This is a genomic window from Tenacibaculum sp. 47A_GOM-205m (genome assembly GCF_000518405.1).
Lineage (GTDB): Bacteria > Bacteroidota > Bacteroidia > Flavobacteriales > Flavobacteriaceae > Polaribacter > Polaribacter lutimaris.
Genome location: NZ_JADN01000004.1, coordinates 174130 through 198482, shown reverse-complemented (window position 1 = coordinate 198482; position 24353 = coordinate 174130). Strand labels below are relative to the sequence as shown.

Below are 24353 nucleotides of genomic sequence, written 5' to 3'. Positions count from 1 at the left end.
ATAAAATCCCTAAACAGCATTACCTGTTCCAGGTTCGTTGGGTATGATCTCAGCCCTACTTTTAATTATAAGTTATAAATGTTGAATTTTAAGTTAACTAACAACTATTCATTAAACATTAATAACTCAAAAAGGCACCCCTTTATGAGAACGGTGCAAAGGTAAATATGAAATATGAATTAAGCGCGATAAATAGCGGGTTTTTCTAGGCTTGTTTATAAAAGAATAAGGAGTTATTAAGTAAGTAAAAAAACATTCTAATCAATTTATAGATTTAACTCATGCATTCCATTGTAAATTTAATATTTTAGTGGTGAAAATATCAGATATTTATGAGTAAATCTTTTAAAACGAGCGTTAATAAAACGCATGATTTTGACTTTACTGAAGCGCAAATAGAGACGCTAGATATAGTAGAAAAATCAAAAAATAACTACCATGTACTTGAGGGTAACCAATCGTATCAAGCTACCATACTTCAAACAAATTTCAATAAAAAAACATATACCATTCAAATCAACGGAAATACTTACGAGGTAAATATTGCTGATGAATTAGATATGTTAATTGATGAGTTAGGATTAGAAGTAGCTGCAGAGAAAAAAGAAAACGATATCAAGGCACCAATGCCTGGGTTAATTGTTTCTGTAGATGTTGAAATTGGTCAAGAAGTGAAAGAAGGAGATGGGATTTTAGTGTTAGAAGCCATGAAAATGGAAAATACCTTACAAGCACCAAGAGACGGAGTCGTAAAATCGGTAGCGATACAAGCAGGAGATAAAGTAGAAAAGAATACGGTTTTAATAGAAATGGAGTAATATGAAAAAGATATTAGTAGCAAACAGAGGAGAAATTGCGTTGCGTGTTATGCGTACGGCAAAAAAGATGGGAATTAAAACGGTAGCTGTTTATTCGGAAGCAGACAGAAATTCACCACACGTAACTTTTGCAGACGAAGCAGTATGTATTGGTCCTGCACCTTCCAATCAATCATATTTATTAGGAGATAAAATTATTGAAGTAGCGAAAGAGTTAGATGTAGACGGAATTCACCCGGGATACGGATTTTTAAGTGAAAATGCAGTTTTTGGAGAAGCCGTAGCAAAAGCAGGAATTGTATTTATAGGTCCTAAAACACATGCTATTGAGGTGATGGGGAGCAAACTTGCGGCAAAAGATGCGGTAAAAGCCTATGACATTCCAATGGTTCCAGGGATTGATGAAGCGGTAACCGATGTGGAGTATGCATCGAAAGTAGCGAATGAAATTGGCTATCCAATCTTAATCAAAGCCTCAGCAGGTGGAGGAGGAAAAGGAATGCGTGTTGTTGAAAAAGAAGCTGATATAAAAGAACAAATGCAGCGTGCAATTTCAGAAGCAGAATCAGCTTTTGGAGACGGCTCGGTGTTTATAGAAAAATATGTAGGGTCACCACGCCATATTGAAATCCAAGTATTGGCAGATGCTCACGGAAACGTAGTACACTTATTTGAACGTGAATGTTCGGTACAACGTCGCCATCAAAAAGTAGTTGAAGAAGCACCATCAAGTGTATTAACTCCAGAAATTAGAGAAGCCATGGGAGCCGCAGCGGTAAGAGTTGCGAAAGCCTGTGATTATTTAGGAGCAGGAACCGTAGAGTTTTTATTAGATGAAAACAAAAACTTCTATTTCTTAGAAATGAACACACGCCTACAAGTAGAGCATCCAGTTACGGAACTTATTACAGGAGTAGACTTAGTAGAGCAGCAAATAAAAATAGCAAGAGGAGAGGAGCTATCATTCACTCAAGATGATTTACAAATTAACGGACACGCGCTAGAATTACGTGTATATGCCGAAGATCCGTTAGACAATTTTGCACCGAGTATTGGAGGGTTGGAAGTGTATCAACATCCGAAAGGAGAAAATATTCGTGTAGATGATGGTTTTGAAGAAGGAATGGAAATTCCTATTTATTACGATCCGATGATTTCTAAATTGATTACCTACGGAAATACACGTGAAGAAGCCATCGAGCTAATGAAGCAAGCTATTAGTAATTATAAAGTAAAAGGAATAGAAACTACGTTGCCGTTTGGAAAGTTCGTATGCGAACACGAAGCTTTCACCTCAGGGAATTTCGATACTCATTTTGTAAAGAAATATTATACGCCTGAGTTGTTAGAAGCAGGATATGAAAAAGAAGCAAAGATTGCTGCACAAGTAGCCTTACAGCAGTATTTAAATGAGCAACGTATTTTAAAAACTTGTTAATACATAATGTGCGTTAGGGATTAAAGCGGCATCCTTTTTTGTGTTAATAAATCCGTCATTACGAGTGAAACGAAGTAATCTCATCAATTTAAGAGATTGCCACAGCAAATAGTTATTTGCTTCGCAATGACTCACAAAAAAGATACAGCGGAAAGCCCGACCCTTGGGGAACGCCCAAAAAAGAATATAGATGAAATCTAAAATAGAAGAATTACAAGATAAAGTAACCGAAGCAAAATTAGGAGGCGGACAACAACGTATCGACCGTCATCATCAAAAAGGAAAATTAACTGCACGTGAGCGTATTAATTATTTCTTAGATGAAGGTTCTTTTGAAGAAGTAGGTATTTTGGTAACACACCGAACGACTGATTTTGGAATGGAAAATCAGAAGTTTTATGGTGACGGAGTAGTAACAGGATACGGAACTGTAAACGGACGTCTTGTGTACGTATTTGCACAAGATTTTACGGTGTTTGGAGGTTCGTTATCGGAAACACATGCCGAAAAAATCTGTAAGATTATGGATTTAGCCGTAAAAGTAGGCGCACCTTTAATCGGATTGAACGATTCTGGTGGAGCACGTATTCAAGAAGGAGTACGTTCGTTAGGTGGTTATGCCGATATTTTTTACAGAAATGTACAAGCATCAGGAGTCATTCCACAAATCTCTGCAATTATGGGGCCTTGTGCAGGTGGAGCAGTGTATTCACCAGCCATGACCGATTTTACCGTTATGGTAGAAAATTCAAGTTATATGTTTGTTACGGGACCTAACGTAGTAAAAACAGTAACCAATGAAGAAGTAACTTCGGAAGAATTAGGAGGAGCAAGTACGCATGCAACCAAGTCGGGAGTTACGCATTTAACGGCAGCGAACGATGTACAATGTTTAGAAGATATTAAAACATTGTTGAGTTATATGCCGCAGAACAATCAAGAAACTACAGCAAAGCTACCGTTTGAATTAGGCGATGAAATTAGAGAAGAATTAGCAAACATTGTTCCAGATAATGCCAACAAGCCGTACGATATGCGTGCTGTAATTGACGGTATTGCTGATGCTGATTCGTTCTTTGAAATTCATAAAGATTATGCGGATAATATCGTGGTTGGATTTGCACGTTTAGGAGGTAGAAGTGTTGGAATTGTAGCCAACCAACCGATGAGTTTAGCAGGATGTTTGGATGTAAACAGTTCTAAAAAAGCAGCACGTTTTACCCGTTTTTGTGATTGCTTTAATATTCCGTTATTGGTGTTGGTAGATGTACCAGGATTCTTACCAGGAACCGACCAAGAATGGAATGCGATTATTACCAACGGAGCAAAATTATTATATGCGTTGAGTGAAGCTACCGTGCCAAGAGTAAGTGTAATTACCCGTAAAGCTTATGGTGGAGCCTATGACGTAATGAACTCTAAACACATTGGTGCCGATATGAACTTTGCATGGCCTAGTGCAGAAATTGCGGTAATGGGAGCCAAAGGAGCGAGTGAAATTATCTTTAAAAAAGAAATAGCGGAAGCAGACGACCACGAAGCAAAACTTGCCGAAAAAGAGGCAGAGTATGCTGATAAATTCGCAAATCCGTACCGTGCAGCAGAACGCGGATTTGTAGATGAGGTAATTTTACCACAAGACACCCGTAGAAAACTAATCAAAGCTTTTGCGATGTTAGAAGGTAAAAAGGTAGAAAGACCGAATAGAAAACACGGCAATATTCCGTTGTAACAAAATACATGTCAATATTTTTTTAAAGGCGCTTCTTTTTTGAAGCGTCTTTTTTGTTTTATAAGGATTCGTATTTACTCAATGACTTTCCTTGTTATGATTAGTATATCTTGATATCAGCGCCCCAAAACAGTGATATAAAGAACCGTTACTACTCTAAAAAACAACTTTTATTACCTAAATAGTTGAGCTTATGGGATTCCGTAAGAATGTATAGACACTTTGTGTTAGGTTCGCAAGAATTGTAAGAGCAATTAGCTTTTTATAATTAATAAATAACAATAACTCGTTGATAACTTTACTTTTGATAAAGTATTGTTTTTGATATATTTGATAGCGTATAAAAATTGCTAAACCTTATGATATCCCATGTTTTTTTCGAGATAAAGAACTAAAGTTTGGTATATAACGTGTTAGCTACAAGCTGAAAAATGACAACAACTGAATTAAGAAAGAAAATTGCGGAAACTGAATTACCTGATTGGTTCAATTCAGCTACTGCCAATATCAGCTATCCTCATATTAACTTTTCGATTGAATTAGAAGGATTCAGTTCAATACATAAATGGCTTTCGGAACAAATAAATGGCTGGGAGGAATATGGTTCATTACCAAACGAATTTGAGCAGTCCAAAAGGCATTTCGTTAACTTAAAGACCAGAATAGAGAATTTCATTAATTCTCATTACAATCAGACAAATTCAGGAAATTTAGATAGTTATTGGAGACAAGAATCAGGACAATTATCGAGTAATTCCAAATTTTTCACTTCTGATTCACCTTACACGTTATTTCTGATTGATATACATCAGAATAAACCAGATAGTTTTCAAGGAGCATACTATTATGTTGTTGGCTCTTATCGTGCAAGTAACAGAAATGATTTTATCGGCTCTTTATTGGCTTATGAATTTGAGTCCAAAGACTATTCAGAAATTATAAACAGACGGAGTAAAGAAAAAAGTTCAATAAGCAAACTGCGTAATAAGTTTCAAGAACAACTTACTGAATCCGAGAAAGATTTAACCGAACACCTAATCAATGCTAATACGGAATACAAAAATTATGTAGAAGCGATAGATACCTTAAAAAATAATAAAGAAACCCTAATTAATGATTGGTTTGAGGGAAATGATGAAAATGATGGAATAAAAAAGGAACTGATAAAATTTTTCGAAGAATCCAAAGGGAGAAGGGAGAATTTAGAAATTGCTTATGACAAAAAACTTGAATTATCAAAACCTGCAAGATACTGGCAGACTAAAGCAAGAATCTATTTTAAGAATTATAAAACAGCTCGAACTATTTTAATGGTTCTAATTGGTTTTTGTGCAATATTATTGGGAGCAATTTTGATTGTTGCACCTGATTATATTTTCAAACAGGTGTTTAACGGAAACGAAGTCACGATTGTTCGTTGGTCTTTAATCTTTATTGCATTTTTAGCATTAATGGCATTTGCGATAAGAGCTGTAAATAAAATTATGTTCAGTTCTCTTCATTTATCAAGAGATGCAGAAGAAAGACACGCTCTGACTTTCGTGTACCTATCGTTGTTAAATGAACAAGGAACATCGATGGATTCAGAAGATAGAAAACTAATTTTACAATCCTTATTTAGTCGCTCGGAAACAGGACTTTTAAAAGAAGATTCAGGACCAACAATGCCGAATGATTTTATAAGTAAAATAATAAATAAATAGCCAGTGGCTAACAATGGCTATAATTCATTGTGGTTTTGTGCCACACCAAAATAAAAGTATAAATCATAGCCGAGACCGTTACCTGCAAGCTTGAAAACCATCACGCAAAACAGCACGTTTATTTTTCTAAACGTTGAAAAGCAACAAAAAAATAAAAGAGCTGTTTCTTCCAATCGACAGAGAATATATAAAAAGTGACTTTTGTTACATTATGTTTTGAATATCTATCGTAAATTCGCGATAAGAAATATGAAAAGAAGTTTAGAACATATAGAATATAAGGAAGATACCGAAGCTTTGGCAAAATTTGCTAAAGCTTTAGGACACCCAACTCGTATTGCTATTTTAAAACATCTTGAAAATCAATCGTGTTGTTTTACTGGAGATTTGGTTGACGTATTACCGATTTCACAATCGACCGTTTCACAACATTTAAAAGAATTAAAAAATGCAGGTTTAATACAAGGAGAATTAAAACCGCCAAAAATAAGGTACTGTATCAATCAAGAAAACTGGAAAGTTGCAAAAACATTATTTCAGAATTTTTTTGATTGATATTTTTTTAATAAACCTATCGTATATTGGCGATAAACAAATATAAATATTATGACGAAAGTAATTAAAATTTTAGGGACAGGATGTTCAAAATGCCAATCAATGACTACTGTAGTTAAAGATGTTGTTTCAGCAAATGACATTGATGCAACAATTGAAAAAGTTGAAGATATAATGGAAATTATGAAATTTAACGTAATGACAACACCAGCTTTGGTTATAGATGATGTGATTACAATAAAAGGTAGAGTGCCTTCGAAAGATGAAGTTTTGGCTCTTTTAAACTAATTCAACCTAACTATGAATTATCAAATCCAAGCATCTTCCATTTCAAATAAAGATGCAATTATCCATGTTAAGCAATCAAATATAGATTTCGGAACAACTGCAAAAACTGCCGAAAACTTGCCAAATCCTGCCGAATTATTCTTGGGGTCTTTTGCTTCCTGTATATTGAAAAACGTGGAACGGTTTTCAGGTATGATGAAATTCACCTATACAAAAGCCACTATTGAAGTAAATGCAACACGTCTTGAAAACCCACCAAGAATGGAAAATATTGTTTACAACCTCACAATTTACAGTAACGATAAAAAATTAAATTCTGGTTTACTTAAAAAGAATATTGAAAAGTTTGGAACTATCTACAATACAGTAAAATTATCTTGTTCAATTTCAGGTACTATTAGCATGATTGAAAATGTTTGATTGGATACAAAATATAGCGGATTGGTTTGTTTATGATGTCTTGAACTTGAACCAAGAACAACATCTTGCAGAAGCTTTAAATTTCTTTATTTATGATACCACAAAGATTTTATTACTTCTCTTTGTCGTCATATTTTTTATGGGAATCGTCAACAGCTATTTTCCAATTGACAAAGTTAAAAACTATCTGTCAAGAAATAAATTATATGGATTAGAATATCTTATGGCAAGTCTTTTTGGCGTAGTAACGCCTTTTTGCTCTTGTTCTTCAGTTCCGTTATTTATTGGTTTTGTTAGAGGAGGAATTCCGTTAGGTGTAACCTTTTCATTTTTGATTACTTCACCTTTGGTTAATGAAGTTGCAATCGGACTTTTTGTTGGCTTATTTGGCATTAAAACAACCTTAATTTATGTGGTTAGTGGCGTTTTGTTAGGAACTATTTCTGGTATAATACTTCAACAATTAAAATTGGAATCCTATTTAACTCCTTGGGTTAAAAAAGTTTTAGAAAACGCACAAAGAGAACAAGATATCTTTCAAGCAGAAAAACAAACCTTTAAACAACGCTTGCCAATTATTTGGGCAGAAGTTATGAAAATTCTTAAAGGTATCATTCCTTATGTAATTATCGGAATTGCAATTGGTGGACTAATGCACGGATATATTCCAGAAGGTTTTTTTGAAAAATATATGGACAAGGACAATCTTTTTGCTGTTCCTATTGCTACGGTTTTGGCTGTACCAATGTATTCAAATGCATCAGGCATACTTCCAGTAGTTCAGGTATTGGTTGCTAAAGGAATTCCGTTAGGAACTGCAATCGCTTTTATGATGGGAGTTGTTGGACTTTCATTGCCAGAAGCTATGTTATTAAAAAAAGTAATGACCTTAAAATTAATTGCCATCTTTTTTGGAGTCGTTACACTTTGCATCATCATTTCAGGGTACTTATTTAACATCATATTATAAACCATAAAATCTAAACAAAATGAATAAAACAATCATTTTTTTTTCAGTTTTAGCAATCGGACTAATACTTACATCTTGCAATGGTCAAAATAAAAACAAAACAACTTATTTAAATAAATCCATTTCAAAAATTGAAGTTTTGGACTTTCATTCTACACATAGATGTATGACGTGCAATGCAATTGAAGCAAATACGAAATACACTTTGGACACTTACTTTGCAAAAGAACTTAAAGAAGGTAAAATTACGTTTCAGGTTATCAATGTAGATGAAAAGGAGAATGAAAAAATTGCTGAAAAATTTGAGGCATCAGGAACTTCTTTAATCTTAAATGTGATTAAAAAAGGAAAAGAAACCCAAATAAATCTTACGGATTTTGCCTTTATAAATGGAAATGACCAAGATGCATTTTCCAAAGAGTTGAAAGCTAAAATAGATACGGAATTAAAAACGCTCTAAATGGATTTTTTGCAATCGCTTTTAGAGAACTACAATATTCCTATTTTATCGGCATTAATACTTGGACTAATGACAGCCATTAGTCCGTGTCCTTTGGCGACGAACATTACCGCAACCGCATTTATTTCCAAGAACATTTCGAGCAAACGAAAAGTATTTTTAAGCGGACTGTTATATTTTTTAGGTAGAGGGTTTAGTTATACTACAATTGGTTTGATATTATATTTTGGTGCAAGTAAATTTCATATCGCTCGATTTTTCAATCAGAATGGAGAGAAATATTTAGGACCATTATTGATAATCATTGGGTTGATTATGTTAAATATTATCAGGCTCAATTTTTTAGAAAAATTAAGTTTTCAAGAAAAACTATCTGAAAAATTTAAGAACAAAGGGCTTTTAGGTTCTTTTTTAATAGGTGTCGTTTTTGCTTTGGCATTTTGCCCTTATAGTGGAGCATTGTTTTTTGGAATGTTAATTCCTATGACAATTACATCAGCTGACGGACTCTATTTGCCCATTGTATTCGCATTGGGAACAGGATTGCCTGTAATTCTTTTTACTTATTTATTGGCTTTTACAGCAGGAAAAGTTGGTATATTCTACAACAGAATTACAAAAATCGAAAAAGTAATGCGAACAGTTGCAGGAGTTGTTTTCATTTTGACAGGATTGTATTATGTTTTAATTTTCACGGGAATTTTGAAATAGTCAAAGTTAAAAGCCATACACATTTACAATTCGCACCAGTCAACACTACTCTAAAAATTGCCAAAGAGTATGTTTTGCCAACACTGAAAACCAAGTTGAACGGAATAAATCCAATTGCTAACTTAAGATGTATATAAAAAATAACGGTTTAAGTGTCAAATCAAAATGAATTTTACAAATTTAAAATCTGTGTTTAACCGAAAAGTTCGTGCGTGAAATCTGCTACTTTTTCATATAAAATACCATTGGAAATAATAAATACGAGCATTGTAAATTATTTAATAAAACTAAAACCGAAACTTTTTTCGGTTTTCTTTTTTTTCAGCGTGTTGTTTTTTTTCATCTAATCGTTTGGTAATCGCTGCTTTTTTAGGTTTGGTAGCTTTACGTACTTTAGGAACCACTAAAGCTTGTTCTACTAGGTTAAAAAATCGTTCCGTAACCAATTCTTTGTTACGGTGTTGTGAGCGGCTTTCTTGAGAGCTTAGTATGAGTGTATTTTCTTTAGAAAGTCTATTAGCTAAGTTTTTAAGGAGTAGTGCTTTTTCTTTGTCCGAGAGTCCTAACGAGTCTTCAATAGTAAAACTCAACTCTACTTTAGAGGATACTTTGTTTACATGCTGTCCGCCCGCACCAGAGCTTCGTACGGCTTTAAAGTTGAGTTCTTTTAAAAGTTGTTCTTTGTTCATAGTGTTTGTGAATGTCTCAAATATAGAAAATCTATTGCTGTTTGTAAAGGGGCTTAATAATAGAAGTTACTCCTATTGGTGAGATTTAGCTCCGCTGAACCTTGCGGTTTCTCTCTCTGGTCGAAATGACAAAACGTGCGTCATTTCGAACTGTAGTGGAACGGAAGTGAGAAATCTTATACTTGAAAGTTAGTAACTCTCAATAGTATTTGTAGCTAGAGTTAAGTAGATTGGTTCGCTTCACTCGCAATGACGAGTAAGAAGAAACCTAACGTCATTACGAGGAGAATACGACGAAGTAATCTGTATATTGAGAACTCATAATTTAAAGATTGCTTCGTTTTTAATCTGTCTTGAGCGACAGTCGAAAGGCTCGTAATGACAACACGTGTGTTTTACATATCGTAATTAGGTGTGTCGGGTGATTGGTGCATAAAATGCATATCTAAATCGGTAAGGGTGTCGGAAAAAGAGTATAAGTTTTCTTTTTTAGAGAGTAACGCATCAATAATTTCTACTGCTTTTTTCAAACGGGTTTCTTTATCACCTTTCAACAACACATACGGACGGTTGTATTTTTTTAACGCATTTTCAAAGGCTTTGAACATTTCCAAACGTTGCTCAGGTCTGTCGCGCAAATCGTCAGCTTCCCAAGGCGTATCGATATAGGTTAAAAAATAAATATCGTAAGTGTTTTCAATGGCAGCCTCGTCTAATTTCGGATCTACGAATCCGCCATAATACTCTTCAGAATATACTTTGGTTTCCAATAAATCGGTATCACAGATGAGTACTTTATCCGCTTTTTTAGCCAATTCATTTTCCAAGTCCATTTGTCCTTCGGCAATCGGAATTAAATCGTGTTGCTCACAAGTTTTACGTTCGTTGTTCCACTTATCTTGCAAGTATTCACGCGCAAATTCGGGAGCCCAAACGGTATTGTAATGACGTGCTAACTGACCAGAAAGTGTTGTTTTTCCTGTGCTTTCAGGTCCAAATAATACCACCTTTACAAGGTTGATGGGTTGTTGTGTAAGTGCTTTTTCCATGCTAAATATCCTGCAATTGCAATAAAGGTAAATAATAAATATTGAAAACTGGTAAAGGTGAATCCTTTGTAAAAGTACAGTGGAACGGAGATAATATCGCCAATAATCCAATAAATCCAGTTTTCTATTTTTCGTTTTGCCATCAGCCACATTCCTACAAAGAAAATAGCAGTAGTAACGGTGTCTACATAAGCTGTCCAGCTAGTCCATTTATCAAAAACGGTGTAAACAGCATAGACGAAAACTAAGGTGGCTACAAATATAGCTATGCTTTGTTTTTTTTCTTTAGAGGTGGTTCTAGAGATAGGAGTTACATGGGTGGCGTCTACTTTTCGTGTCCAGATATACCAACCGTATACACTCATCATAAAGTAGTACCCGTTAATCATCATATCGCCTAACAGTTCCCATTTTAATAGGAGATATACAAAAATAGCGGTGCTTATCATCCCCGTAGGGAATACCCAAATTTTATTCTGTTTTGAATACCAAACGGATAAAAACCCAAAGATTACCGCAATAATTTCCAGCCAAACATGGATAGGGTTGTAATCAGCATACTGCCCAAAAAGGAAATCAAAAAGTTGGCTCATAATCGCTACGATCGGTTTTTACGATTTTCATAAATAGCAATCCGTTGTCAATTAATTCAAAAGCATTTTTTAATTCAGAAGTAACTAAACTCATCACGGTATCATAATCACCATACACTTGCGTACTTAACGGATTTTCTAATACGGTTAAACCTGAGGCTCTTAATTTTTTGATGAAATTGATAATTGGTTCTTCAAATTCGTTCTGAAGCGGACTTAAAGTCAATTCTACGGATATTTTCATTGTTGTTCCAAATTAGAAAGATGCAAAGTTACTAAAGTTAAGTTGTTGTTGCATGGTAAAGGTTTTGGGAGTTTTTTCAAAGTTTCAAAGATGCAGAGTTTTGGAGTAGGAGGGTATGTTGCCTTTTTTAACAAGCACATACGCAGGTAAATCCTTCCATTTCTAAGAAGTGGATGTCGTACTCAGAGGTTTGTCCTTCGTATAAAATTTTTCCAGTAGTTACATTTGTTTCAAAAGAGAAATCTTCAATGTAAATGTTTTCTAAGAAGCGGAGTTTTTTCTTTCCGTAGATTTTATACAAACTTTCTTTGGCTCCCCAAACAATGGTTAATTTACTTACCAAAGCATCGTGGTTGGCAATAGATTTGTATTCTTCTATAGGAGTAAACTTGTGTGCAATTTTCAGAATTTTGTCGCGTTGCATTTCAATATCTATCCCCACAGGTTGTGTATCGGAAATAATTATTGCCGAAAAGGTAAATGAATGGGTTATTGAAATGAATTTGCCGTCTTTTAGGTGTGGTTTTCCGTAGCCATCGTACAGTAAATCGTCATCGGTATAGCCAACTTCTTTTAGTAAGTGACGTACGCTCATAAAGCCTCTTTGGTGTAAATCGGACTTCATACCGTTTACTCTTTGTTGATTTCCTTTTGTTAAAGAAACGCCGTTAGAAAGTTGTTCAAAAGATTCTTCAATCTTCCAAATCAATGCTTTAGCATGGTTGTTTACCGTTAATGTTTTGTAAAGAGGCATATTTTAGAAAGTTATTTCGTAATTTTGCGACTCAAATTTAAGATACATAAATATACAAAAATATGAGCACAAAAACCGCAACATATGTTCCTTACAAAGTTAAAGATATTTCTTTAGCTGATTGGGGAAGAAAAGAGATTGAATTGGCAGAAGCTGAAATGCCAGGGTTAATGAGTTTACGAGAAGAGTATAAAGAGGAGCAACCTTTAAAGGGTGCAAGAATTGCAGGATGTTTACACATGACGATTCAAACTGCGGTTTTAATAGAAACGTTACAAGCTTTAGGAGCTGAGGTTACTTGGAGTTCTTGTAATATTTTCTCTACGCAAGATCAAGCTGCTGCTGCTATTGCTGCTGCAGGTACTCCTGTGTATGCTTGGAAAGGTATGAACGAGGAAGAGTTTGATTGGTGTATTGAACAAACATTATTCTTTGGTGAAGATAAGAAGCCATTAAACATGATTTTAGATGATGGTGGAGATTTAACCAACATGGTATTGGATAAATATCCTGAGTTAGCGCCAGGAATTAAAGGATTATCAGAAGAAACTACGACTGGAGTTCACCGTTTATATGAGCGTGTAAAGAACGGAACGTTACCAATGCCAGCGATTAACGTAAATGATTCGGTTACTAAATCGAAATTTGATAACAAATACGGATGTAAAGAATCTGCAGTAGATGCAATTCGTCGTGCTACTGATGTAATGTTAGCAGGTAAAAGAGTAGTAGTTTGTGGTTATGGTGATGTTGGTAAAGGTACTGCGGCATCTTTCCGTGGAGCTGGTTCTATCGTTACTGTTACTGAAATTGACCCTATTTGTGCGTTACAAGCTGCAATGGACGGTTTTGAAGTGAAGAAATTAGAAACTGTTGTAGGAAAGGCTGATATCGTAATTACTACTACTGGTAACAAAGATATCGTTCGTTCTGAGCACTTCGAAGCAATGAAAGACAAGACTATCGTTTGTAACATTGGTCACTTTGATAATGAAATTCAAATGACTTGGTTAAATGAAACTTACGGAGATACTAAGGTTGAAATTAAACCACAAGTTGATAAGTATACAGTTAAAGGAAACGATATTATTGTATTGGCAGAAGGACGTTTAGTAAACTTAGGTTGTGCTACAGGTCACCCAAGTTTTGTAATGTCAAACTCATTTACAAACCAAACGCTAGCGCAAATCGAATTATGGAAGTATGCTGATAAGTATGAAAATGATGTGTATATGTTACCAAAACACTTAGATGAAAAAGTAGCAAAATTACACTTGGCGAAGATTGGTGTTGAGTTAACTGAGTTACGTGAAGACCAAGCGAAATATATTGGTGTAACTGTTGAAGGTCCATACAAACCAGAACACTATAGATACTAGATTCATAGAGTCAAGACATAAAAAAATCCCGCAACTTAGTTGCGGGATTTTTTTATACTGTTTATAAAAGTTTTATTCGGTAGGAATACGCTCATCAATCATTTTTAATGGCATACCTTCCATTAAATCGATTAAGTCTAAAATATCTCTTACTTTTTCTTCTTCTTCGGCCTGTTCTGTTACAAACCATTGTAAAAAGATTTCTGAAGTGAAATCACCTACTTTTCTTGCAGTTTTAAATACGTTATGAATTGATTTAGTAACTTCTATTTCTGCATCCAAAGAAGCCTCGAAAATAGCTCGTAAGCTTTCAAATTCATGTGCTACTTCTGTTACAGTAGGAGAGATGGCACTACCACCATTATCGTTTACAAATTTAAAAATCTTCATCATGTGAGCTCTTTCTTCTTCCGCTTGCTTATAAAAATAAGTAGCACTATTTCTAAGCTCTCTTTGGTCGCACCAAGATGCCATAGCTAGGTATTTAGAAGAAGCTTGTTGCTCCATCGTTATTTGGTGGTTTAGCAAATCAACTACTTCCACATCTAAAATCATGTCTCTTCTTATTGCTGTTTCCATAATATTTGTTTAGTTTTAATACTATAAAGATACAGATTATAAGACTCTAAAAAGAATAGAGGGGCTAATTTAAAGCTAGTCTTAGTAAAGACTTTTCTGCTTAAATACTGATAAAAGAAGCTCTTTTAACTCTATAAGTTGAGGTACATCTAAGAATAATAGGTGCTTGTTGTCTGCTGCAAAAAGGAGTACGAAGTTATCGCCGTCGATAATCGTTTCTAATGATTCGTAAGAAGCATATTCTAAGACTTTTTTCCTAAAGGCTAGTAATTGACAAAAAGTAAAGTCTATTACTTTATAACCTAAATCTAGCTGGTAATAGTTTCTACCACCATAAGAAATTTTAAATGATATATCTTCTACGAAAAAATTCATTCGGCAAATATAGTTATTTTTAATAAATCTAAAGAAGAATAGCAGAGTAATAAAAAAGCCTGCAAATTTTGCAGGCTTTTTAAGTTATAAATGTCTTTTAAGACTTAGATGTTTAATGATTCAAATAACTCAACTAATTTAGGATTAGAAGGTCTTGGAGCATTAGCATCTACAATATTTCCTTGAGGATCTAATAAAATAAATCTTGGAATTCCTGATACTTTATACGCATCCATAAAAGACTTGTCTTCTTTAGCGTATAATTGAACTCCTGTTAATTCTTTGTCAACAATCATTTGTTTCCAAGTTTCATAATCTTTTTGTCTGTCAACAGAAATACTTACAAACTCGATATTTTTCTCGTGATATTTTTCTTCAACTTGCTTTAAGAAAGGAATTTCGTTTTTACAAGGTTGACACCAAGTAGCCCATAAATCGATATAAACGTATTTTCCTTTTAAATCATCTAAAGAAGTAGTACCTCCAGCATTGTTTTCGTAATCTACGAACTTAGGAGACTCCATTCCTTTAGCTAAGTTTTTTGCTAAGTATTGTTTGTCGTTATATACTTTAGTTAAGTATTTTTCTAAACCAGTAATACTTTGTTTTTGATTTGCAGCAAAAGTAGAATCTAAAGCAGCTTCATCTACTCTTTTGTTAAATCCATCAACAAAATCAGAAACTTTAGCTCTAAAGTCTAATTCTGGTAAATCCATTAATTCTTTATCTCCAAATAAAGCTTCTTGCTCTATAGAAGATTTAGCGATGAAAGCACTTTCTTTAGAACCTTCTCCTGTAAAAGTGATAGTTTCATCAAACTCATTAGTATCAAGAGTCATGTTAATATCAGCTCCGTTTTTTAAGTATAAAGTAGCGTATTCTTTACCATCAAAAAGTCTGTAAAAGCCATCTTTTACATTCATAGTATCTTTAAACATACCATTTTCATCAACTTTTATCACTCTGTTGAATTTAAATTGAGGGTTAGATATTACAACAGAATCAGAGTTTTTGTTGGTTATTTTTCCAGAAAAAGTCACATAATCTTTTTGTTCCTCTTTACATGAAACTAAGGCAATAGAAAATGCCAATAAGTAAACTAGTTTTTTCATTAGGGTGTGTTTAATTTTGCTATCCAGCGTTATAATAAGCGTCTAAATTAGTGATTTTAAATGAAAGCACAATTTTTTAACATTTCCCTAACTGTTTTAAAGTTGTATACTTGCTTGAATTCTAGCTTTATAATTATCCTAGCCAACCTTCACGGTCTAAGCTTCTATATTGAATAGCTTCAGTAATATGTTCTGATTGAATATCTTTTGAGTTTGCTAAATCTGCAATGGTTCGAGATACCTTTAAAATCCTGTCGTAGGCCCTAGCAGAAAGGTTTAGTTTCTCCATAGCTATTTTTAAAAGTTGTTTGCTTTCTTCTGAAATTTTACAGAATTTACGTATTTGTTTTACGTTCATTTGAGCATTGTAATGAGTATTGTCAAATTCTTTAAATCGTTCCGTTTGTAGTTCTCTAGCCTCAGTAACACGGTTTCTAATATCCATACTACTTTCTCCTTTACGTTCTTCAGAGAGTTTTTCAAAAGGGACAGGAGTTACTTCTATATGGATATCTATTCGATCTAATAGTGGGCCCGATATTTTACTTAAATAACGTTGCATTTCAGCAGGAGAGGAGGTAATAGGAGCGTCTGAGTTATTAAAATACCCTGAAGGACTAGGGTTCATACTTGCTACTAACATAAAGCTACTGGGATAATTTACTGTAAAACGAGCACGAGAAATCGTAACTTCTCTATCTTCTAGAGGTTGACGCATCACTTCTAAAACTGTACGTTTAAATTCAGGTAGCTCATCTAAAAATAGAACTCCGTTATGTGCTAAAGAGATTTCACCCGGTTGAGGATATTGTCCGCCACCTACTAGTGCAACATCAGATATTGTATGATGAGGTGAACGAAAGGGACGTTGATACATTAAACCAGTATTCTTTACTTTTCCTACTACAGAATGTATTTTAGTAGTTTCCAAAGCTTCATGCAAGGTCATTGGAGGTAAAATTGAAGGAAGTCGTTTTGCTAGCATTGTTTTTCCTGCACCTGGAGGCCCAATTAATATAATATTATGTCCGCCAGCAGCGGCAATTTCCATACAGCGTTTAATTGATTCTTGTCCTTTTACATCGGCAAAATCAAACTCTGGAAAATCCATGTGTTTATAAAATTCAGCTCGAGTATCCACTGTCGTCGGCTCTATTAGTTTATTGCCTTCAAAATGATTGATAACTTCCATAATATTATCTGCGCCCAAAATATTTAGGTCATTAACTATAGCAGCCTCTTTCGCATTTTCTTTAGGTAGAATTAAGTATTTAAAGCCTTCTTCACGCGCTTTTATAGCTATAGGTAATGCTCCTTTAATAGGTTGTAAACCTCCATCTAAAGAAAGTTCTCCCATAATTATATAATCTCCTATGTTTTCATATTGGATTTGATTAGACGCAGCTAAAATTCCAATAGCTAAGGTTAGGTCATATGCAGCACCTTCTTTTCGAATATCAGCAGGAGCCATATTAATGATTATCTTTTTACCAGGAAGTTTATAGTTATTGTTTGCCAAAGCAGCCGAGATTCTGTACGAACTTTCACTTACCGCTTTATCAGGTAATCCTACCAAATGATAACCTATTCCTTTATCAATATTTACTTCAACAGTAATGGTGGTTGCTTCTATACCAAAAACAGCGCTTCCATAAACTTTTACTAGCATATTTTTCTCTTTCTGTTAAAGATATAAAAAATATGTTAAGGTGTTATTGATGATTTAGTTATGGTAGATCTTCTTCTTTTTTTAATGAAGGAAAAACAAATCTGTATAATTTTCGCATGCTTAAGAAGATAAGAACAACAAAAATGATAGCTATTATAGGTAAAAAAATGGAGAAAGCAGACATAACTACAGAAGAGCCTGTTTCTACTGTTGAAATTATAGGATTTGCAACTCCAGCTGTTGTAGCTGTAGAAGTTAAACGAGCCGAAGCAGTAGTGCCTTTTATAGCACTTGCAGTTCCTCCACCAGCAATAATTGCCAAAGCCCAAGTAATTACAGGTGATAAATCGGCAACGGTTGAAACCATTACTGCTGTACCTGCAATAGCAGCTAACGGAATTGCTATGGTATCGAGTAAATTATCAAACCAAGGGATGTAATAGGCAAATATTTCAAGTAAAGTGGCAACACCCAAGGTAATAATAGCAGGGGCGCTTGCTACCCATACCCAGCTTTCATTTAAAGGAATAATTTGGTAATACCCAGCTAAACTTAAAGCAAATAAGGGTAAAAAGACTCTAAATCCGACTGAAGCGGCTAACCCAATACCTAAAAAGATACTGATGATTGTTTCTGGCGTCATCTATTTTTTTATGTAAGATATAAAAAAAGCCTCTTTAAAAAAAGAGGCTTTATAAATATTATGAAATACTGTATTAGTTGTTATTGAAACGGTCTAAACCAGTTTTTAACCAATTGTAGTATGTTGTATGATCTGTATACTGCTGAGGTGAGTTTAATACTTCTAACTCAGGACTCATTAATACATAGAATGGTTGAGAAGCAGTTTTAAAGTTAGCTGCTTGTAATGTAGCCCACTTATCACCATACGTTCTAATTCTTTTTACCTTACCGTTAGATTTTATAAAATCAAACTGCTCATCTTCAGGTAACATTCTTTGGTGGTCATCTACATATAATGAAATTAATACATAATCATCATTAATTAAAGAGTAGATGTTTGGTTGACTCCAAATATTTTCTTCCATTTTACGACAGTTAACACAAGCCCATCCTGTAAAATCTAGTAAAACTGGTTTGTTAACAGATTTAGCGTAAGCAATACCTTCGTCAAAATCTTTAAAACAGTTTAAGTTAAGTGGACAGTGATTGTCTTTTTCATAAATACTATGGAATTTAGGTGGAGCAAAACCACTTAATAATTCATTTTGATTCCAAGCTGGTTTTTCCATTACTCCAGGAGCTAAGTATACAGATAAAGCTAATGCACCTATACCTACTAACACTCTGAAAAGAGTCATTTTTCCATATTTTTTTCCAATAAATCCAAATAAGTATAAAGCTAATAAGAATGCAATTAAAGCCCAAATACCGATAAAGATTTCTCTTTTTAATAGTCCCCAGTGACCAACTAAGTCTGCGTTAGATAAGAATTTGAAAGCGAAAGCTAATTCAATAAAACCTAAAACAACTTTAACTGTGTTTAACCAGCCACCAGACTTTGGTAAAGTGTTTAACCAGTTAGGGAACATTGCAAATAGAGCGAATGGTAATGCTAAAGCTAAACCAAATCCTACCATACCTATAGATAATTGCATAGCACCACCGCTTAACGATCCTGCTAATAAAGAACCTAAAATTGGACCGGTACAAGAGAACGATACAATAGCTAATGTTAATGCCATGAAGAATATTCCTAAGAAACCTCCAACGTTAGAAGCGCTATCTGCTTTATTACTCCAAGAACTAGGTAAAGTTAATTCATAGAAACCAAAGAAAGAACCTGCAAAGAATATTAAAATAACAAAGAAGAATAAGTTTAACCAAATATTGGTAGAAATGTTATTTAAAATCTCAGGATCTAATGTGTCTAAGAAATGGAAAGGAAGACTTATTAATCCGTAGATTAATACGATAAAGAAACCATATAAAACTGCACTACCAACACCTTTACCTTTTTTCTCTGTACGTTTTGTGAAGAATGATACAGTTAAAGGAACCATTGGGAATACACATGGAGTTAAAAACGCTAATAATCCACCAACAAAACCTAATAAAAAGATATTTAATAAACTGTTATCCTTTTCTTCTCCATCAGCACTTGTGTCTGTTGAGCTTTTTAATAAAACAGTATTTTTTAAATCTAAATTTAAAGATTGTGATAACTCTTTACTTTTATCATCAACTTCTGCAACCGTTTGTTCTACAACTTCGCCTGTTAAAGAGAATGTAAAATCTTCATCAAAAGGTAAACAGTATTCCTTACAAACTTGAGCATCAAGATTTAAAGTTACCTTCGTTAATGTAGAGTCAGAAACAGTAATTCGCTGTACTAATTTACCTTCTTCAACGAAAAAGATCTCGTCTTTTCCCCAGATTTCACTAAACTGTGTTTCTGTTTCACTTTCTTTAGCTTTACCGTTTAGGGTATATCCAGTTTGTCCTTCTGCAGGTGAAATTGTCATAGGTAAAGAAGCGTCTTCTGGGTTATACTGAGAGTATAAGTGCCAGTCTTCAGCTATTAATACGTCAAAAATAAGGTCGTACTCGGTATCAGAGATCTTCTCTACCTTAGGAGTTACAACAACAGGGTTATCATCAGATTGAGAATAAACCGCTAAACCTATGAATAATAAAAATAGAGTAAAGAATTTTTTCATTCTATGTAGTTTGATGGGGTTAATTAAATACTAATTTGTAATAGTTTGGTCGTTCTTTCTGTTGGTAAAAAGCGTCTGTCTTGTCGTTTTCCTATAATCCAAATAATCTCATTTTTACTAGAACAGAGGAGCCAAATTTTATTTTTATTTATGATTGATATTTTCTCGTCTTTAAAATACTTACTTATTTTTTTCTTACCTAGCATTCCTGCAGGATAAAAAAAATCGCCGGAATTCCACCGTCTAAGTTTTAGGGGGTAACTAAGAAGTTCATTATCAACATAAATACTTTTTTGATCAGTATCTGTTTTTTTTTGAACCCTTTTCAGTAGCAGCCTAATTGGAGCTGTAATTTCTTTGTTTTCCTCCCTAATAGTGTAAACCTCCTCTTCGTTAGAGGATTTTTCACTAGTGCGTAAAAGTAATAAAAAATCTCTGTCTTTCAACAAAGTATAATTTTTTGTTAAAATTTGCTTTCCAGATTGCGCATAAATAAGGTTGTAAACATCGTTCCATTCCTTGAATTCATAGGGCTTTAGCAACTGATAGAGGTAGGGTTTTGGATTGGATAACTTTAACAGTTTTTCAATGTTGATTTTTAATAAATCACCCTCTTTTGTAATAATTTCATGGGCAACTTCCTCTATTTTATCATCAATAATTTGTTGAGATTCTTTTAAGTGATCAATTGTTTTATTGAAGTTTTTTAAAACGCTAGCATTCAGTTCTTTTAATATAGGGGTAACTTGATGGCGTATTTTATTTCGAAGATATTTGATTTCTGAATTACTTTCATCTTCACGCCATTCAATATTATTTTGTTTTGCATAGTTTAAAATTTCCTCGCGAGAAAAAACAAGTAACGGGCGTACAATACTTCCATTAATAGGAGGGATGCCTGTTAAGCCTTCCAATCCTGTGCCACGAGATAGGTTAATTAAAAAAGTCTCCAAATTATCATCGGCATGATGAGCTGTAAGTAAATGTGAAAAAGAATGTTCGTTGCTTAATTTTTCAAACCAACTATAACGAAGTTCTCTCGCAGCTAATTGTGTTGATAATTTATTGTTAACAGCATATTCATTCGTATTAAAACGAATTGTATATGTGTTAAGGTTTAGTTTTTTTCCTAGATTTTTAACGAATTCTTCATCTTTATCACTTTCTTCACTTCTTAATTGAAAGTTGCAATGCGCTAAGGAAATATCAAATTTAAGTTGATGTAATAAATGTGTTAATACAACGCTGTCAACTCCACCAGAAATAGCAATGAGTAGTTTTTTACCTTTTAAAAAAGAAAAATGTTTGTCAATATGTTTAGCTAATTCTTGGAGCATAAAAAACAACAGGAGGTAACTATTATAATTGAGTATTTAACCAGTTAACTACGTCTTGTAGCATTTCTTCTTTACATAAGTCATTTTGTAACTCATGATATCCACCTTCGTATAATTTTAAACTAGCTTTTGAGCTATTGTTAGCAAAAGCTTCAGTTCCTTTATAGTCAATAATTTTATCGCCAGTACCGTGTAGTAAAAGCATAGGTGTTTTTAAAGAATTGGCATTGTTAATAGCCCATTCGCCAGTATCAATAAAAGATAAAGAGAAATTAGGGCTTACTTTATCGTGCACTAGTGGATCATCAATATATTTTTGAACTTCAACCGGATCGCGAGATACATCATTTACATCTAACTCATTGCCCAAAGTAATTGAAGGTGCGATTTTTTGCATAAGCTTTCCTAATGATAATTTCCATGCAGGTGGCTCAAATGCTAATCGTAAAAAAGGACTTGTAGCTATGGTTCCTTGTAGTTGATGTTCTTTTCTAAGTGTGTAGTTAATTACAGTATTTCCTCCCATTGAATGCCCATATAAAAAGATTGGTTTATCACCAAAAACCTCTTTAGCTTTATCAATAAGTTTGGTTACACTTTCTAATACATATTCAAACCCTGGGTTATGACCTCTTTTTCCTGTGGTTTTTCCATGACCGAAGTGGTCAAAAGCAATTACTCCAAAATTATTATCTGTTAGCTTTTTCGCTACATGGTCATATCTACCAGAGTGCTCTCCCATTCCGTGAATAATAACAACTATAGCTTTAATAGTTTCAGGTTGCCAATATTGACCAAAAAACTCGGTTTTATGAAAATTGAATGTAAAAGTATTGTGTGTCATTAGTCTCTGGTTATGTTTCCGTCTTCTAAAATATTAAAAATTATGGTAGAAGGAGAATCAGAAATGTATTCAACTAATTCAATACTGTTTTTGTTAAGAGTAGAGGTAGTTCTTAGCATTCCTTCAGCAATTTCATCATAAGCTAGTACTTGACTGTTAATTATATTGAATTGCTTATCATAAGTTACTAACATCGAAATAAGCTCGTTGTTGTTTGGATAAAAATAATAAACAACTGATTGGAAATTTTCTGATAATTTAGGAAGATAAGAAACACCAATTTTACTTTCTTCAGTTAATTGATCTTCAAAAATTGAAGGTAATTTTAAAAGTTCTTGCTGTGATTTTGTTAATAGTTTACCTTCTGCATGATTGCTAAAATTAGTGCTGTCAGTTAAAGGAACAGTTTTAGTCGGATACTCATTTAAAAATGAATATTTGTTTGATTTACAAGAAACTGCTGTTGCAATTACAGCAACAAAAAGCAAAATTTTAAAGGCGTTGTTCATCTCTTTATTTTTTTAAATAGTTTTTTGATTGTAAAATACTCAGTGAGTATTTGCTATAAATATAGTTAACTTTTATTAGTATGTGTTAAAACATACTTCATAGCCTTGGCTTTTAGTAAACATTCTTCATATTCTTTTTCTGGAGTAGACTTTGCTGTAATAGCACCACCTACTGAATATGAAACGTATCTGTTTTCTGAATTGTATAAAATACTTCGGATAACTACGTTAAAATCGAAATCACCATTTGGAGTAAAATAGCCAACGGTTCCAGAGTATAAACCACGTTTGGTTTCTTCTAATTCTTCAATGATTTTCATGGCTGAAATTTTGGGAGCTCCGGTCATGCTGCCCATGGGGAAGGTGTCTTTGATTACATCAACTGGATGTGTAGTATTTTCAATTTCTGAAACTACAGTAGAAATCATTTGGTGAACTTGTTTAAAAGAGTATACTTTACATAGTTCTTCTACTTGAACACTTCCTTTTTTAGCTGTTCTTGATAAGTCGTTACGAACTAAATCTACAATCATAATATTTTCTGATCGTTCTTTCTCATCACGAGCTAAATCAAAAGCAATTTTCTCGTCTTCAATAGGATTGATAAGTCGTTTTGCAGTTCCTTTTATAGGTTGAGAAATAATTTTAGCCCCCTCTTTTCTAATATACCGTTCTGGAGTAGCAGAAAGCAAGTAATGATTGTCATTTCTAAAAAAAGTAGCAAATGGAGGTTCTGATATTTTGTTTAACTGCGTGTATACTTTATACGGATTTATGATTGTGTCTTCTGCATAGAATTCTTGACAGAAGTTAGCTTCATAAATATCTCCTTTATGGATATGCTCCAGTACTTTTTCTACTTTTTGATGGTATTCATCTTTATGTATTCGGAGTTTTATTTTTACTTCATCTGTTTCTTCTTGTTCATGATTTTGAATAATAGGATTGGTTTCAATAATGTCTTCAAAATCTTCTTCTAGCTCATCATCAATCATTTGTAAATAGTGAAATTCAACTGTATTTCCTTTGATGAAAATTAATTTTTGAGGTTGAAAAAAATACAAGTCAGGAAAATGAAGCCCATCAAAATTATCAGAGATTAGTCTTTCAGTATCATTTTTAACATCATAACTAATGTAGCCAAAGATGTAGTCTTTGGTGAAAGATTGATATTCTTTTAGTTTATCAAAAGCGTTATAGTAATCTGTTTTAATAGAAGTAAACTCTTCTACAGCTAAAGCACAATCAAAAGAGCTGTATTGTTGTTCATAATTATTAGAATCTAACCAAATAGCTGTTTCAAACTGTTTAGCCCAAACAAATAGCTTTTGTTTGAAGAGCTCAGGGGTGTCTATAGAAAAAATACGGACGGTTCTTGACATCGCCACAAAAATAAGAAACCCGATAGAAATACTGCTATCGGGTTTGAGTTTTATACGAATTT

26 protein-coding genes are annotated in these 24353 nt (G+C 33.6%); 11 read left to right on the top strand and 15 right to left on the bottom strand.

Features of this window, described 5'->3' with window-relative positions; genetic code table 11:
- Positions 1 to 332: 332 nt before the first annotated feature.
- The 10 genes from N534_RS0104510 to N534_RS0104460 all read left to right on the top strand — a co-directional run bounded on the left by N534_RS0104510 (position 333) and on the right by N534_RS0104460 (position 9095).
- Positions 333 to 818, top strand: coding sequence for a biotin/lipoyl-containing protein (locus N534_RS0104510; protein WP_028891340.1), 486 nt, complete (start codon positions 333 to 335; stop codon positions 816 to 818).
- Between the two features lies 1 nt (position 819).
- Positions 820 to 2256 carry an acetyl-CoA carboxylase biotin carboxylase subunit gene (gene accC, locus N534_RS0104505; protein ID WP_028891339.1) on the top strand — a complete coding sequence of 479 codons (1437 nt, stop codon included), beginning with the start codon at positions 820 to 822 and terminating at the stop codon, positions 2254 to 2256.
- A gap of 190 nt (positions 2257 to 2446) precedes the next feature.
- The gene (locus tag N534_RS0104495; RefSeq protein ID WP_028891338.1) at positions 2447 to 3988 is read left to right on the top strand and encodes an acyl-CoA carboxylase subunit beta; all 1542 of its coding nucleotides are present in this window, start codon (positions 2447 to 2449) and stop codon (positions 3986 to 3988) included.
- Positions 3989 to 4419: 431 nt separating this feature from the next.
- Positions 4420 to 5691 (top strand): DUF6161 domain-containing protein, encoded by a 1272-nt coding sequence (locus N534_RS0104490; protein WP_028891337.1) that lies wholly within the window; start codon positions 4420 to 4422, stop codon positions 5689 to 5691.
- 249 nt (positions 5692 to 5940) lie between these two features.
- Positions 5941 to 6246: a helix-turn-helix transcriptional regulator gene (locus N534_RS0104485; protein ID WP_028891336.1), complete on the top strand. Its 306-nt coding sequence runs from the start codon at positions 5941 to 5943 to the stop codon at positions 6244 to 6246.
- Positions 6247 to 6297: 51 nt separating this feature from the next.
- Positions 6298 to 6534: a thioredoxin family protein gene (locus tag N534_RS0104480; RefSeq protein WP_038005507.1), complete on the top strand. Its 237-nt coding sequence runs from the start codon at positions 6298 to 6300 to the stop codon at positions 6532 to 6534.
- Between the two features lie 12 nt (positions 6535 to 6546).
- Positions 6547 to 6954 (top strand): OsmC family protein, encoded by a 408-nt coding sequence (locus tag N534_RS0104475; protein WP_028891334.1) that lies wholly within the window; start codon positions 6547 to 6549, stop codon positions 6952 to 6954.
- The gene (locus N534_RS0104470) at positions 6947 to 7924 is read left to right on the top strand and encodes a permease (RefSeq protein ID WP_028891333.1); all 978 of its coding nucleotides are present in this window, start codon (positions 6947 to 6949) and stop codon (positions 7922 to 7924) included. Before N534_RS0104475 ends, N534_RS0104470 begins: the two co-directional genes overlap by 8 nt.
- Positions 7925 to 7943: 19 nt before the next feature.
- Entirely contained in the window at positions 7944 to 8384 is a 441-nt protein-coding gene (locus N534_RS0104465) for a nitrophenyl compound nitroreductase subunit ArsF family protein (protein ID WP_028891332.1), read from the top strand.
- Positions 8385 to 9095, top strand: coding sequence for an aromatic aminobenezylarsenical efflux permease ArsG family transporter (locus tag N534_RS0104460; protein WP_028891331.1), 711 nt, complete (start codon positions 8385 to 8387; stop codon positions 9093 to 9095). It begins immediately after the preceding gene.
- 287 nt (positions 9096 to 9382) lie between these two features.
- On the opposite strand, the gene arfB is transcribed toward N534_RS0104460, so the two are convergent.
- From arfB to N534_RS0104435, 5 genes are all read right to left on the bottom strand, one after another.
- Positions 9383 to 9784, bottom strand: coding sequence for an alternative ribosome rescue aminoacyl-tRNA hydrolase ArfB (gene arfB / locus N534_RS0104455; RefSeq protein ID WP_028891330.1), 402 nt, complete (start codon positions 9782 to 9784; stop codon positions 9383 to 9385).
- Between the two features lie 395 nt (positions 9785 to 10179).
- On the bottom strand, positions 10180 to 10833 hold the full coding sequence (locus N534_RS0104450) for an AAA family ATPase (RefSeq protein WP_028891329.1): 654 nt from the start codon (positions 10831 to 10833) through the stop codon (positions 10180 to 10182).
- The gene (gene pnuC / locus N534_RS0104445) at positions 10794 to 11426 is read right to left on the bottom strand and encodes a nicotinamide riboside transporter PnuC (RefSeq protein WP_028891328.1); all 633 of its coding nucleotides are present in this window, start codon (positions 11424 to 11426) and stop codon (positions 10794 to 10796) included. The genes N534_RS0104450 and pnuC overlap by 40 nt, the downstream gene beginning before the upstream one ends.
- Entirely contained in the window at positions 11410 to 11670 is a 261-nt protein-coding gene (locus tag N534_RS0104440; protein WP_028891327.1) for a hypothetical protein, read from the bottom strand. The genes pnuC and N534_RS0104440 overlap by 17 nt, the downstream gene beginning before the upstream one ends.
- 127 nt (positions 11671 to 11797) lie before the next feature.
- Positions 11798 to 12424, bottom strand: a complete 627-nt coding sequence (locus N534_RS0104435) for a 4'-phosphopantetheinyl transferase superfamily protein (RefSeq protein WP_028891326.1) — start codon at positions 12422 to 12424, stop codon at positions 11798 to 11800.
- A gap of 62 nt (positions 12425 to 12486) precedes the next feature.
- Here N534_RS0104435 and ahcY point away from each other — a divergent pair, with 62 nt between their 5' ends.
- A complete protein-coding gene (gene ahcY, locus N534_RS0104430; protein ID WP_028891325.1) occupies positions 12487 to 13803 on the top strand; it encodes an adenosylhomocysteinase in 1317 nt (438 codons plus the stop codon).
- Positions 13804 to 13875: 72 nt separating this feature from the next.
- Here the strand turns inward: ahcY and N534_RS0104425 are convergent, their stop codons facing one another.
- The 10 genes from N534_RS0104425 to pabB all read right to left on the bottom strand — a co-directional run bounded on the left by N534_RS0104425 (position 13876) and on the right by pabB (position 24291).
- Positions 13876 to 14382 carry a ferritin gene (locus N534_RS0104425; protein ID WP_028891324.1) on the bottom strand — a complete coding sequence of 169 codons (507 nt, stop codon included), beginning with the start codon at positions 14380 to 14382 and terminating at the stop codon, positions 13876 to 13878.
- A gap of 81 nt (positions 14383 to 14463) precedes the next feature.
- Complete coding sequence (locus N534_RS0104420) at positions 14464 to 14757, bottom strand: hypothetical protein (protein ID WP_051435844.1); 294 nt, start codon at positions 14755 to 14757, stop codon at positions 14464 to 14466.
- Positions 14758 to 14861: 104 nt separating this feature from the next.
- Positions 14862 to 15869: a TlpA disulfide reductase family protein gene (locus tag N534_RS0104415; protein ID WP_028891322.1), complete on the bottom strand. Its 1008-nt coding sequence runs from the start codon at positions 15867 to 15869 to the stop codon at positions 14862 to 14864.
- A 133-nt stretch (positions 15870 to 16002) separates the two neighbouring features.
- Entirely contained in the window at positions 16003 to 17538 is a 1536-nt protein-coding gene (locus tag N534_RS0104410) for a YifB family Mg chelatase-like AAA ATPase (RefSeq protein ID WP_028891321.1), read from the bottom strand.
- Positions 17539 to 17596: 58 nt separating this feature from the next.
- On the bottom strand, positions 17597 to 18181 hold the full coding sequence (locus N534_RS0104405; RefSeq protein ID WP_028891320.1) for a DUF4126 domain-containing protein: 585 nt from the start codon (positions 18179 to 18181) through the stop codon (positions 17597 to 17599).
- Between the two features lie 73 nt (positions 18182 to 18254).
- On the bottom strand, positions 18255 to 20219 hold the full coding sequence (locus N534_RS0104400) for a cytochrome c biogenesis protein CcdA (RefSeq protein WP_028891319.1): 1965 nt from the start codon (positions 20217 to 20219) through the stop codon (positions 18255 to 18257).
- Between the two features lie 23 nt (positions 20220 to 20242).
- Positions 20243 to 21556: a tRNA lysidine(34) synthetase TilS gene (tilS, locus tag N534_RS0104395; protein WP_028891318.1), complete on the bottom strand. Its 1314-nt coding sequence runs from the start codon at positions 21554 to 21556 to the stop codon at positions 20243 to 20245.
- A gap of 22 nt (positions 21557 to 21578) precedes the next feature.
- Positions 21579 to 22400 (bottom strand): alpha/beta hydrolase, encoded by an 822-nt coding sequence (locus N534_RS0104390; RefSeq protein WP_028891317.1) that lies wholly within the window; start codon positions 22398 to 22400, stop codon positions 21579 to 21581.
- A complete protein-coding gene (locus tag N534_RS0104385) occupies positions 22400 to 22909 on the bottom strand; it encodes a hypothetical protein (RefSeq protein WP_028891316.1) in 510 nt (169 codons plus the stop codon). The genes N534_RS0104390 and N534_RS0104385 overlap by 1 nt, the downstream gene beginning before the upstream one ends.
- A 65-nt stretch (positions 22910 to 22974) precedes the next feature.
- Positions 22975 to 24291, bottom strand: a complete 1317-nt coding sequence (pabB, locus tag N534_RS0104380) for an aminodeoxychorismate synthase component I (RefSeq protein ID WP_028891315.1) — start codon at positions 24289 to 24291, stop codon at positions 22975 to 22977.
- Positions 24292 to 24353: the final 62 nt, after the last annotated feature.